The 12,467-nt window shown below is 46.6% G+C and carries 9 protein-coding genes and 2 pseudogenes; 2 read left to right on the forward strand and 9 right to left on the reverse strand.

Going from position 1 to position 12,467, the window contains the following annotated elements; genetic code table 11:
* Positions 1-198: 198 nt before the first annotated feature.
* The 6 genes and pseudogenes from ACH97_RS24470 to ACH97_RS11075 all read right to left on the reverse strand — a co-directional run bounded on the left by ACH97_RS24470 (position 199) and on the right by ACH97_RS11075 (position 6,780).
* Positions 199-345, reverse strand: a complete 147-nt coding sequence (locus ACH97_RS24470) for a hypothetical protein (protein WP_228119599.1) — start codon at positions 343-345, stop codon at positions 199-201.
* Positions 346-400: 55 nt separating this feature from the next.
* Positions 401-2,029: a pyridoxal phosphate-dependent decarboxylase family protein gene (locus ACH97_RS11055; protein WP_020450729.1), complete on the reverse strand. Its 1,629-nt coding sequence runs from the start codon at positions 2,027-2,029 to the stop codon at positions 401-403.
* A gap of 21 nt (positions 2,030-2,050) precedes the next feature.
* Positions 2,051-3,409 carry a sodium-dependent transporter gene (locus ACH97_RS11060; RefSeq protein WP_020450728.1) on the reverse strand — a complete coding sequence of 453 codons (1,359 nt, stop codon included), beginning with the start codon at positions 3,407-3,409 and terminating at the stop codon, positions 2,051-2,053.
* Between the two features lie 139 nt (positions 3,410-3,548).
* Positions 3,549-4,418: an SDR family oxidoreductase gene (locus ACH97_RS11065; RefSeq protein ID WP_020450727.1), complete on the reverse strand. Its 870-nt coding sequence runs from the start codon at positions 4,416-4,418 to the stop codon at positions 3,549-3,551.
* Between the two features lie 82 nt (positions 4,419-4,500).
* Positions 4,501-5,566: pseudogene (locus ACH97_RS11070) on the reverse strand (PQQ-dependent sugar dehydrogenase).
* A 122-nt stretch (positions 5,567-5,688) separates the two neighbouring features.
* Complete coding sequence (locus ACH97_RS11075; protein ID WP_020450725.1) at positions 5,689-6,780, reverse strand: citrate synthase/methylcitrate synthase; 1,092 nt, start codon at positions 6,778-6,780, stop codon at positions 5,689-5,691.
* A gap of 110 nt (positions 6,781-6,890) precedes the next feature.
* On the opposite strand from ACH97_RS11075, the gene ACH97_RS11080 reads away from it, so the two are divergent.
* The gene (locus tag ACH97_RS11080; RefSeq protein ID WP_020450724.1) at positions 6,891-7,769 is read left to right on the forward strand and encodes a LysR family transcriptional regulator; all 879 of its coding nucleotides are present in this window, start codon (positions 6,891-6,893) and stop codon (positions 7,767-7,769) included.
* Positions 7,770-7,817: 48 nt separating this feature from the next.
* Here the strand turns inward: ACH97_RS11080 and ACH97_RS11085 are convergent, their stop codons facing one another.
* The 3 genes and pseudogenes from ACH97_RS11085 to hmpA form a co-directional block, all read right to left on the reverse strand.
* Positions 7,818-8,645 carry a C40 family peptidase gene (locus ACH97_RS11085; RefSeq protein ID WP_020450723.1) on the reverse strand — a complete coding sequence of 276 codons (828 nt, stop codon included), beginning with the start codon at positions 8,643-8,645 and terminating at the stop codon, positions 7,818-7,820.
* 406 nt (positions 8,646-9,051) lie between these two features.
* Positions 9,052-10,461, reverse strand: a complete 1,410-nt coding sequence (locus ACH97_RS11090; protein WP_020450722.1) for a SpoVR family protein — start codon at positions 10,459-10,461, stop codon at positions 9,052-9,054.
* Between the two features lie 95 nt (positions 10,462-10,556).
* A pseudogene (gene hmpA / locus ACH97_RS11095) lies at positions 10,557-11,771 on the reverse strand (NO-inducible flavohemoprotein).
* A gap of 257 nt (positions 11,772-12,028) precedes the next feature.
* On the opposite strand from hmpA, the gene nsrR reads away from it, so the two are divergent.
* The gene (gene nsrR / locus ACH97_RS11100; RefSeq protein WP_020450720.1) at positions 12,029-12,460 is read left to right on the forward strand and encodes a nitric oxide-sensing transcriptional repressor NsrR; all 432 of its coding nucleotides are present in this window, start codon (positions 12,029-12,031) and stop codon (positions 12,458-12,460) included.
* Positions 12,461-12,467: the final 7 nt, after the last annotated feature.

The following is a 12,467-nucleotide window of genomic DNA, read 5'->3' on the forward strand; positions in this document are numbered from 1 at the left end:
TTTCTGCAGCGCCTTGCCCTTGGAACAGGACGACCCTTTTTTCAGGGTTGTTCCTATGGTTTTGCTTGACTGTCTCGTGGATGATGTTGTCTTTGACACAGTTTTATTTTCAAGCAGGGCATCAACTTTTTTCTGAATGTCGCCAACTGGCTTGAATCCCTAACCCAGGGAGTCGGGCAGCTTTTATTTGTCACATCATCATGCCGCGCGATCTTGTCTGTAGCACAGATCGGCGATCAATTCAGCGGCATTCTGAACCGTTTCACCGTGAATCTTGCCGTCTTTTTCGACACACGTTTCGACGCTGATAGACTTTGCATTGGCGTTCGGTTTAAGGAAACTCACATATCAACTGAACATTTTTTATGATGTGCATGGTATGCGGCTTCATTTTCAAACTTTATCCGGCTGCTACATCGGACGGTTCAACATGCGCTTTTAAAAAGGCGATATAATGGTCAATTGTATCAACCGTCGTGTAAGGCGAGACACTGTAGAATTTCTGGACATAAAGCGGCACGGGCAAACGGCTGTCAGCAGGATAAACGTATGTTTGCTTTTTCGTGCTGCCAAAATAGGTGTGACTGCGGTGCCTTCCCAATGTTTCGGCGATTTTTTCATTGAATTTGTTAATATTCCGCACTTCTTCCTCCGTGATGGCGCCGCTGATTTCTTCGTGATAGCGGACATTTCCCGGATAGAAGCGGAATGTCGTTACAGGTGATACATCATTGGTGACGGCTGCATTCGGAAAAGCCTGCAGGAGTTTTTTTCGAAATGCCAGGTTAACTCTAATGTAATTGGCCAAGATCTCCTGGTAGCCTTCGATTCCGAATGCGAGCAGAGAAGCATAAATCGGTATGCTGCTTCCCATTCGCGAACACTCTAGCGTATAGCTCGTATGATAGCTGCCAAACCCTCTGTTACCGACATAAGGCGTCTCATCCGGATCCAAATCAACGACTTTCAGTGCCTCACGGTTTTTCACCAAGAAAAGGCTTGTGATATAAGGCGTTTGTCCAAGTTTATGAAAATCAAAGACCAAGCTGTCCGCCAGGTGCAAATGCTGAAAATGTTTTTTGTAGCGGGCAAGCGTCTCAAGCACCTCATCTTCAAGATGAAGCGGGTTTCCGATGAAATCGTATCCGTTAAAAAAACCGTACATCCCACCCATCGCCGTATCGGCATGAATATAGACAGGAGGCAAACCGTAGGCGGCCTCTATTTCCTCAGTCACTTTTTTGATACCGGCCAAATCATCGATGCCAAATGAGTCAGTTGTGCCAAGCGTTGCCAATACATAGATCGGATGTCCGCCTTTTTCAATCACGGCTTGCATTTTTTCCCGCAAATCGGCCAGATCCATCGAATGATCGCGATTCGTCTTGACCTTGATCAAATGGTCCGTCCCGATTCCGGAAGCTTCCATCGATTTGTAAAGACTGAAATGCGAAAGCTCTGAACAGAACGCGTACAGGTGATGCGGCGTTCCTTGCTGATTCGCTTCAGGATACGCGCTTGCGATCGCCAGCCTGAGCGACTGAAAAACAGCTCCCTGCCCGCCCCATGTGGTAAAACCGCCGCTCTTGTGCCTGTCATAGCCGACAATGTCCGAAAGCATCGCCGTGATCTGCACTTCCGTCCTTGCTGCAGCCGTGCCGTCTACATCCCATAAATTGTTTCCGTTTAAAAGAACCATTAAAAGATTCCCGGCGATGCTGGCGGTGTTCGGCAAAGGTGTCGCGTTGGCCACATAATGCCTGTTTAAAAAACGGTGGCCGTCAAGCAATTTCAATAGCTCTTCAACGCTTTTTTCCGCCCCGAAGCCTTTTTCCGGCAAGGCGGCCTCTTCAATGACGCTTTGATAGTAGTCAGAGGAAACTTCAGACTCGCGGCCAAGCGTCATCCGGGCGGGATCCTTCAGCCTGTCCATTCCGGCCAATACCGCTTCAAGCAATGCCAGCAGCTGATACCGCGCCTCGTGATTGCCATCCTCGCTCGGAAACATCTGTTGAAAGTCTAACACCATATTCACCCATCTCCTGATCTTTTAAAATGAAAACACTCCGATTAAATTTAAAAAGACAAGTACAATTGCAAGCGGCACAAGGAAACGGAGAAGATAAAACCACACGATAAAAAAGCCTTTCCCCGCTTTTGATCCGCTCTTCATTTCTTCATATAGATCGTGTTTGGACAATTTCAGCGGAATAAAAATCGAAATAAAAAGCGCGCCAAGCGGCAGCAAAATATTGCTGACGACATAATCCGCCGCATCAAAAAACGTCTTCTTAAAAATGAACGGCTCATCGAGCACTCCGTAAGACAAGCAGGAAGGAATGCCGACGGCAAAAATCAAAAGGCCGATCGCCCACGTCCATTTTCCCCTTTTTGTTTGATCGCCTTTTGTAATAGCGGCAACAATGATCTCAATCATCGAAAAAGCCGAAGTCAGGGCAGCAAATAAAAAGGCCGTCAAAAATCCGATAAAAAACAGCATCCCGAATGGAAGCCGGTCAAAAACTGCCGGCAGAACCGTAAATAATAAAGTCGGACCCTGATCGGGCTGAAGCCCGAATGAAAAGACGGCCGGAAAAATCGCCAAACCGGCAAGCAGCGTGACGGCAAGGTTCATGATCACGATCGAGACCGCCGACTTCGGAAGGTTTTGTGACTTTGACAAATAGGAGCTGTACGTTACCATCACAGATACGCCAAGCGTCAACGTAAAGAAAGCTTGTCCGAGCGCAAAAAGAATCGCCTGCGGCGTCAGGCTGCCAAAATCGGGCACAAGCAGAAAACGCACGCCGTCGATCGCATGCTCAAGCGTCAGAGCCCTTAAAACGAGCGCAATAAATAAAATAAATAATAGCGGCATCATAATCGAACTGACGCGCTCGATTCCTTTTTGCACACCCTTCGCCACGACGAGGATCGTCATGATGATAAACGCAAGCTGCGCTGCCAGTGTCTGCAGCGGATCTTGGATGATCGAACCGAAGAGCTCCCCGTATCCGTCCTGCGTGAGACCCGACAATGAACCGGTTACTGCTTTGATGATATAAAGCAAAATCCAGCCGCCGATCACACTGTAAAACGACAGAACAAGGAAGCAGGCGGCGATTCCGATCCAGCCTGTGATCACCCAAGGCGTCCCCGGCGCTATTTTTTGATAGGTGCCGATAGCATCCGATTGGCTTTTTCGGCCTAATATAAATTCCCCCAAAAGCAAGGGGTATCCCAGCAGGATCGTAAATAGGACAAATACAAGGAAAAATGCGCCTCCTCCGCTCGTTCCAGCCACATAGGGAAACTTCCAAATCGCCCCCAGGCCGATGGCGGATCCCCCTGCAGCGAGAACAAATCCAAGTTTGGATGCCCATTTTGCTGTCATTCTGCGATCGCTCATTCATACACATCCTTTCTCTTTCTGTTTCTATTATCTCTTACGGGGCAGCTTTTTTGAAAGTGATCTTTCAAATTCTTATTTTTCCGAAAAAAACAAACAGAAAAAACCGACTGCCTTACAATAGCAGCCGGTTGAAAGGTTATGTCGTCACATATCTTCCGCCGTTGATGTGGATCGTCTGTCCTGTCATATAAGAAGAATCGTCTGAAGCGAGCAGAACATACACCGCAGCGTGTTCAGAAGGCTGTCCGGGCCTTCCCATCGGCGTATTTGTACCGTGTTTTTCCGTTTTTTCCGGCGAAAAAGTAGCCGGAATGAGCGGCGTCCAAATGGGCCCCGGCGCTACCGCGTTGACGCGTATTCCTTTTTTGACAAGGGATGCAGCCATCGAACGGGTAAACGCGACAATCGCACCCTTTGTGCTCGAATAGTCAATCAGCGCCGGACTGCCCTCATAAGCTGTGATCGATGCGGTATTGATAATCGCGCTTCCTTCCCCTAAATGCGGGAGCGCGGCTTTTGTCATGTGAAACATGGAGAAAATATTCGTTCTGAACGTTTGTTCAAGCTGTTCGGTCGAAATATCTTCGATCCCTTTTTGCGGATGCTGTTCGGCAGCGTTGTTGACAAGAATGTCGAGTCCGCCAAAGTGATTCACCGCTTTTTCGACAGATGTTTTGCAATGTGCTTCATCCCCGACATCTCCGGGAATCAAGAGGCATTTTGCGCCTTCCTGTTCGATTCGTTCTTTCGTTTCCTCGGCATCCTTGTGTTCGTCCAAGTACATGACGGCAATGTCGGCACCTTCTTTGGCGTATGCAATGGCGGCCGCTCTGCCGATTCCGCTGTCTCCTCCGGTAATAATGGCGGTTTTTCCTTTTAATTTGCCGCTTCCTTTGTAGTCGCGATCTTCCGAGAGCGGAAGGGGCACCATCTTGTGCTCAGCCCCGGGTTGTTTTTCTTGTTTTTGCGCTTTCTGTCCATCCGTCTGTCTGTTTGCCGGATTCATTCGTCTCACCTCTTCACCATTGTTTAGTGCACAGTTACCACGATACCGGCATCCTTAAACGCAAGAACTCAGCGAGACATGTTTACTGGTCAGGCAGAGGCACGCGGATGAGCCGGTCATCTGTCTGTTTTTTTTCGCCTCTTCCGTCGCCATTGTTCGTAATGAAATACAGATCATCTCCGATTACTTTTACATCTCTGATTCTGCCGTATCCGCCAAGCCATTTGACCGCTTTGGCTTCCGCAGGATCGACCCACGAAAACCCCCTCTCCCCGCAGCCCGGCCATATAGAGGACATCCCCTTTCTGCGCTAAACCGGATGGGGCCCACGTTTCTTCTCCCGAATGGATGAGCGGCGCTTTCATTCCCCGCTTCTTATCGCTTCCTTCAATCACCGGCCAGCCATAATTGGCTCCGGCTTCTATTTTGTTCACTTCATCATGTCCAGACTGCCCGTGTTCGGAGCTGTAAAGCTGCCGGACGATCCATGCGAGGCCTTGCGGATTCCGGTGTCCAAAGCTGTATACATAAGACGAGCGAAAAGGCTGATCAGCAGGGATCGCACCATCAAGCTCCATTCTTAAAATCACCCCCGCCAGCTTTTCAGGCTGCTGGGCCCATTCCCTTTCCCCCGCATCACCTGTCGTGATGTACAGCTTTTGATCAGGCCCGATCGCCATCCGGCCGCCGTTATGAATCACACCTCCGGGCAAATCGGCAAGCAGCTCCTCCGTTTCCGTCCAAGTGAGGCGGTCAAGCGTCAATTTTACGATCCGGTTTTTCAGATGGCCCCCGTCTTTGTATGTATGGTAAACGTATGCCTCCTGATTGTTTTTGAAATCAGGATGGAGCACAAATCCGAGCAGTCCGCCTTCCCCTTCTTGATGAACGGGCTTTTTCAGCTGAAGCTGCATGCGCTCCTTTTTGCCTTCGGCAATGGACACGATTCCCCCGTTTCTTTCGGTCACGTAAAAAATCTCGCCAGTGTGAGCGATCGTCCAAGGCACATCCAGACGCTCTGCGATGACTTCGGCACCGCTTCCGCCTTCTTTCGTCGCCGCCGCTTCATGTTCAGCATCAAAATCCCGGCCTTCCGAGCATGCACCTAGAAAAAACAGCATGATCAACATCAGGAATCCTTTTTTCATCGTCTCCCCCTTAAAGGACTTTCTTGATGAATACATTCAAGAACACCGGCATAATTCCCTACTTAAACATTCTAAAATCTATTAAAAAAACACGCGCTTCGCTGAGAAGGCGTGTGTCCGCATTACTGAGAAACCAATTCTCCGATATATTTAGCCGACGGCCTGAAAATCATGTTGTTGTCAGCCTGCTCCAGCACATGGGCGCACCAGCCGACCATTCTCGCCGCCGAAAAAGTAGGGGTAAACAATGCGGCATCAAAATCGATCGCCTTCATGACAGCGGCTGCGTAAAATTCGACATTCGTATAAAGCTTGCGGCCCGGCTTGTATTCTTCCAAAAGGCGGATCGCCGTATTTTCAACATGAAGAGCAAGGTCGATATCCCGGTCGCCCCCGGCAATTTCCTCAGCTTTCACCCTTAAAGCCTTCGCTCTCGGATCATGCGTTTTATAGACGCGGTGTCCAAATCCCATCAGTCTCTCGCCTTTTTCAAGCTTTTCTCTTATATAGCTTTCTGCGTGCTGTTTTTCCCCGATGCCTTCCAGCATATCCGTCACCGCAGACGGCGCTCCGCCGTGCAAAGGTCCTTTCATCGTGCCAAGTGCAGATGTGACGGCAGAAACAAGATCGGATTCCGTAGACACCGTAACTCTTGCCGAAAAGGTTGAAGCGTTCATGCCGTGTTCCATCGCAAGAATCATGTATGTTTCGAGCGCTTTTTTCTGAGCTTCTGTCGGGCGCTTTCCTTTCAGCATGTAAAAATAATGTTCCACAAAGCCAAGCTCATCCAGCGGCTGAACAGGCTCTTCTCCGTCAGTCAGCCTTTTTCTGAACGCGATAATCGACGGGGCGGCTGCAATCAGTCTGAGAGCCTGCTCCATTGTCGGCTTGAACGCAAACGATTTGTCCCCGAATGAAGAGACGACCGTGCGAAGAACCGCCATATCGTCTAATTCGGCCGGAAGGCAGCGGATCAATCGCTTGCATGCTTCTGGCAGCACACGGAATGAAGCGAGCATCTCATTGAATCGGCTGAGTTCCGTTTCCGTCGGAAATGCCCCGTTGAGAATCAGATAAGCGACTTCTTCAAATGTGGATGTAAGCGCCAGTTCATCAGCATTGTACCCTCTGTAGATCAGCTTTCCCTCTTCACCGTCAATGCGGCTGATGGCTGTTTCAACACAAGTAATCCCTTTCAATCCATGATAAACCATATCAATTCCTCCTTTTTCCTTTGTAAATATCATTATAGTTGATATAATATTTAAAAAATATTGAATTATATTGATATCTTTGATTAAAAAAATTAATCAGGAGGACTGCAATGGATTTTAAATGGCTTCATACCTTTGTTACTGCCGCAAAATACGAAAATTTCAGAAAGACGGCGGAAACCTTATTTATTTCTCAGCCGACCGTCACCGTCCAAATTAAACTGCTTGAGGAAGAACTCGGGTGCCAGCTGTTCACCCGCAAAGGAAGAAGCATTCATTTAACGAAAGAAGGCCGCGCTTACCTTCCTTTCGCCCTTCGCCTGCTGGAAGACTATGAATCGAGCATGGCAGAGCTTCACAAAATCAGACAAGGCTATTCACAGACATTGAATCTAGCGGTTTCACCGCTTATCGCCGATACGATTCTCCCATTTGTATTGAAAAAATACACGGCGCTGCATCCGAATTCGGAGATCAAAGTAAAGATCGCCGAATCAGCTGAAATCGCTCCCCTGATTTCAGCCGGCCATGCAGATATCGGATTAAGCTGCTTAAACGTGCAATCGTCAAACCTGAACTGCTATTCCATGTACAGCGATCCCGTGATTTTGGTCGCCCCTCATGACGGCCGCGTTTCAGAACAAGTGCCGCCGCTCGATGTCGAAGATTTGCTTGAAGAATATTTGCTGTTGACCCATAATCACCCCGAATACTGGGACGACCTCGTCAGGCAGCTGAGGATCAAATTTCCGTTTGTTAGAACGATGCTCGTAAGCCAGACGCATATTACGAAACGATTTATTTCAGAAGGACTCGGTATATCATTTTTGCCGCTGTCAACTGTGCGCCGCGAGCTGATGGAAGGAAGATTAATAGAGGTGCCGTGCGATTTCATGAAGCTTCCTGTTGCAGGGGGATATGCGATTAGTCTGAAAGATAATGAGAAGGTCGAGCACTTTTTGGCGTTTTTAGCCGAGTTCCGTTTCTAAACGGAAAAAAACCCGTTCATCATGATGAACGGGCTTGTCCCTGCAACATTAGAAGCGTTTTGCTCCAAGATAGCGGGGCTTCCAATAGCTGTTTGTCATATCGCTGATCGTTACGCCGTCAGAACCGGCATGAACGAATTGATTGTTTCCGATGTAAACCCCCATATGCGAAGGTCCCGGCTGATATGTCGTGAAGAATACGAAATCACCTACTGCAGGGCTTGATACGCTCTTCATCGAATTCCAGTAACCGGCTGTGTTCGTTCTCGCCACATTCGTCTGTTTGTTGAGGATGTACCAGACAAATCCGCTGCAGTCAAATCCTGATGCAGATGTTCCGCCCCATTTATAAGGCGTTCCGATAAGGGCTTTTGCATCTGAAACTAGTTTTGACGTATTCAGCGCTGAAGAGGTTTGCGCAGGCGCCTTGCTTGTCCCGCTTGATGCAGAAGGCTTTGTCGTTGATGCAGCTTTTACGCTTTTCGTCCCTTTAACTTTTAATACTTGTCCGATCCGGATTAAATCTGTTTTTAAACCATTCAGAGACTTCAGTTCATTGACGGTCATGCCGTATGTCCGAGAAATTTTCCAAAGGCTGTCTCCTTTGACCACTTTATGCGTAGCTGATGAAGCTTGCGACGCTTTTGCAGACGAAGAGCTGCTTCCATTGATCGACAGCCTCTGCCCTATGTAAATGATATCGGATTTCAGCTTGTTTTCCTGTTTAATCTTGCTGACACTTGTGCCGTACTTCTTCGAAAATCCCCATAACGTATCCCCTTTTTTCACCGTTATGGTTTGTGCGGAAGCCGCTCCCGCAAATAAAGTTGATCCTAAAACAACCGCTGATGCTGCTGTTATGACTTGTTTTTTCATGTTGTCCTCCCAATAGCAGAATATTTTATATTTTTAAAGGCGAAAATTAGCAGTTTCATTTTTTTTGAGAACGGCTGCTTCAGCCCTTCCTCTGTTTCTATTATAAGGAGGGAATTCCATCAGGTATAGTCTTGACTTACTATGTCAAATTCCTTAATTATTCGTTTTTAAAAAAAGTTTTTAAGGGTAGATAATATTTCATTTACATTTCAAAGGTAACTTAAATACTACATTTTCGCACTTTCCGGGAGCCAAAATTACAATTTTAGAAAGAGTATTAAATCCTTTATTTTACATTTTTATGATTAACTTATAAAACTGGACAAACATTCTTTTATTTGGCATAGTGACGGTCGTCGTTGCGCTTTAAAATAAAAAAGGCTGCCCGAATGCAGCCTGAAACTTTTTATAAATATCTGCGATGGACAGCCTTTCCATCATAGGAAAACATGACGGGCTTATCTTCGAGCACGGTTTCGACATGCACGCTTCTTCCCCATAGCTGGTGAAGGTAAGGCAGAACTTTTTCAAGATACTTTAAATCGAGTTCGATCCCTTCATACCAATGCTTAATGTATAATTCATTGTTCTTTAAGTAATCTCCGTCCTCAACTGTCAAATAAGGAAATCCTCCGTTGACTCTCATGCTGACAAGCTGATCGCGCACAGCCTCCCAATCCTTGTCAACGATTTTATAATCCCTTCCCTGTTTTTGAAACAAGTAGAGATCTTCCCGCATCACGAGATCTTTCGTTAAATAGTTTCTGATAAATGAAATGTCTGATTCGATCTCCCTGACTTCAAATATTTTTTCTCTCCCCGAGTTCGGCTTTACACCCATCTTCTTCATATCTTCTGTCGGGTTGTTGTAGCGCTCCTCTATGTCCTCAAATATTTTCAATCCGAGATAATAAGGATTGATGCCCGTTTTGGACGGCTGAACCACTCCCGCGTTGAGCTTGGCGAATTCGATCGCTTCACTTGATGTCAGCTCAAGCTCGCGGATGATTCGCTGATGCCAATAGGACGCCCATCCTTCATTCATGATTTTCGTTTCAAGCTGCGGCCAGAAATACAGCATTTCCTCTCTCATCATCGTTAAGATGTCGCGCTGCCAAGGTTCCAGCTCCCGCGAATGTTCTTCAATGAACAGCAGAATGTCTTTTTCCGGCTTCGGCGGAAACTTTTTTTTCGTCCTTTTCTTCTTCTCTTTCGATCCTTTGTGATCCAGTTCCCAGAGGTCGTCATAAAGAGTGGGCGGCGCGTCTGTTTCTTCTTCCTCTTCGTCATCTATGCTCCACGACAGCTTCGGCCTTACGAGCGAAGGGTCAATGTGTTCTTCAATCGCCAGCACCGCATCGAGAAATGCTTCGACTTCTTTTGAACCGTGGACCGTCTCATAATGTTTAATCCGCTCTGCTGTCGCCGACATGCTTTCAACCATATCGCGCTTCGTATTTTGAAAACGACAGTTATTTTTAAAGAAATCACAATGAGCCAGGACGTGTGCGACAATCAGCTTATTTTGAATCAATGAATTGCTGTCCAGCAAAAACGCGTAACACGGATTTGAATTAATGACAAGCTCATATATTTTGCTCAAGCCAAAGTCATAGTGAAGCTTCATTTTGTGAAATTGCTTGCCGAAACTCCAGTGGCTGTATCTTGTCGGCATCCCGTATGCGCCGAATGTATAAATGATTTCAGCCGGACAAATTTCATATCTCATCGGATAAAAATCCAGGCCGAATCCTTCCGCGATCTCCGTAATTTCTGCTATCGCCCGCTGCAGCTCTTTTTGCTCCCGTATGCTCAATACTCAAATCCCCCCCGGTTGGACTTCTCTTTATTGTATGAGCCGGGTTTTGAAAAGATGAAAGGCAGCTGTCGGTTTGACAGCTGCCTCTTTGGTCAGTTCGCTATTTGCATGTCAAGGGATGAAGCAAAGCTCTCATAGCGGATGTTTTCCATCGAAACGCCCAGATTTTGCAATCCTTCAATCACGCTTTTCATAAATGAAAGCGGGCCGCATACATAAAATTCGCCATTTGGATCTTTCACGATCGATTTCAAAAGCTCTTCATTCACCCGGCCTTTTACAGTATGATCTTCCGTCGCTTCAGCATCCCTGCTGTAGACAAACAGGAGACGGTTCGCCGAATTGGCGCCGAGCAGCTTTTCCGTTTCTTCCTTGAAAGCGTGATGCTGTTCAGATTTTGCAGCGTGCACGAATGTGATCTCGCGGCTGCTTTCTTTTTGAGCCAATGTTTGCACCATGCTCATGACAGGCGTGATGCCTGATCCGGCGCTGATGAAGTAAACCGGACGATCCGTTCCTTCGGAAAGGGTGAAGTCTCCGGCCGGAGCGCTCACTTCCAAGCTGCCCCCGATTTCCATGTTCTCATGCAGATAGCTTGATACCCTTCCGACCGGTTGCCCTTCCTCCGCTTCCAGTTTGACTGAAATGCGGTAGTAGTCTTTATTCCAGGCATCTGACAAGCTGTACTGCCTTGTTAAGAAATATGGTTCGCCGGGAATTTAAATGCGGACAGATACGTACTGTCCGGGACTGAAAGCGGGCAAATCCGTTCCATCGGCAGGCTTCAAATAAAAGGAAGTAATCGTAGCGGATTCGACCCGCTTATCCATGATGACAAACGGTTTAAATCCTTCCCAGTTTCCATCCTGCTTTTTGTCTTCTTCATACATTTGTTTTTCGACTTCAATAAATACGCGGGCGATCTCTTCATAGGCTTCTGCCCATGCCTGGAGAATGTCCTCTGTCGCAGCTTCGCCGAGCACGATTTCAATGGCTTCCAATAGGTGCTGACCGACAATAGGATAGTGCTCTGGTTTCACATGCAAACTTTTGTGTTTATGTCCGATTTGTTTGACAACCGGCAGCAGGTCTCCGAGCCGGTCGATGTTCTCAGCCGCCTGCAAAACAGTAAAAGCCAAAGCTTTCGGCTGTCCGCCGGTTTGCTGGCGGGACATGTTGAAGATATTTTTCAATTCAGGGTGCGCATTAAACATCCGCTTGTAAAAACAAGTGGTGATCTCTGTTCCCTTTTCTTTTAAAACAGGGGCGGTCGATTTGACAATTTGCATGGTTTTTTCAGATAGCATAACGCTTTCTCCTCTCCAGTCACTTTAAAAATGTATTTGAAATACATCTTTAAAGGTGCAATAAGATCTTTTTTAAATGGGACTGTTACTTTTGATTAAAGATGTATTTAAGATACATCTTTATACTAGACTTTTAATGGAATTAAAGCAATATTTTCAAGGAATGTTTTATATTTTTGTAACAATTTCCGCTCCACCCTCATAACCGAAGGCAAATGTGATAAGATAATGGAAACTTGTTTGATTGAGGTCATGCGATGAAATTAACAAATTATACGGATTACTCATTGAGGGTACTGATTTTTCTAGCAACCAAAAACTCAAACGAGCTTGTCAATATTAAAGACATCGCCGATTCTTATTCCATTTCAAAAAACCACCTTATGAAGGTGATTTACGAGCTTGGCAAGCTTGGCTACGTTGAAACGATTCGGGGCCGCAACGGCGGGATTCGTCTCGGAAAAGCGCCTGAACTGATTAATATCGGTGAAGTCATAAGACATACAGAAGATGATTTTAACCTTGTCGAGTGTTTTAACGGTGAAAAAAACCATTGTATACTTTCTCCGATCTGCGGATTAAAGCATGTTTTAAACAAAGCCCTTTCCGCCTATTTGGACGTATTGGATCAATACACTCTGCAGGATATTATCATTAATCAGGACCATATACGTAAATTATTGAGTTAACGAAGGA

The organism is Bacillus paralicheniformis, from assembly GCF_001042485.2.
In the GTDB taxonomy this organism is placed as follows: domain Bacteria; phylum Bacillota; class Bacilli; order Bacillales; family Bacillaceae; genus Bacillus; species Bacillus paralicheniformis.

Coding starts and splice junctions, on each gene's coding strand:
- ACH97_RS11055 (WP_020450729.1), bottom strand. CDS start 2,029: ATGGTGTTAGACTTTCAACAGATGTTTCCGAGCGAGGATGGCAATCAC.
- ACH97_RS11060 (WP_020450728.1), bottom strand. CDS start 3,409: ATGAGCGATCGCAGAATGACAGCAAAATGGGCATCCAAACTTGGATTT.
- ACH97_RS11065 (WP_020450727.1), bottom strand. CDS start 4,418: ATGAATCCGGCAAACAGACAGACGGATGGACAGAAAGCGCAAAAACAA.
- ACH97_RS11075 (WP_020450725.1), bottom strand. CDS start 6,780: ATGGTTTATCATGGATTGAAAGGGATTACTTGTGTTGAAACAGCCATC.
- ACH97_RS11080 (WP_020450724.1), top strand. CDS start 6,891: ATGGATTTTAAATGGCTTCATACCTTTGTTACTGCCGCAAAATACGAA.
- ACH97_RS11085 (WP_020450723.1), bottom strand. CDS start 8,645: ATGAAAAAACAAGTCATAACAGCAGCATCAGCGGTTGTTTTAGGATCA.
- nsrR (WP_020450720.1), top strand. CDS start 12,029: ATGAAATTAACAAATTATACGGATTACTCATTGAGGGTACTGATTTTT.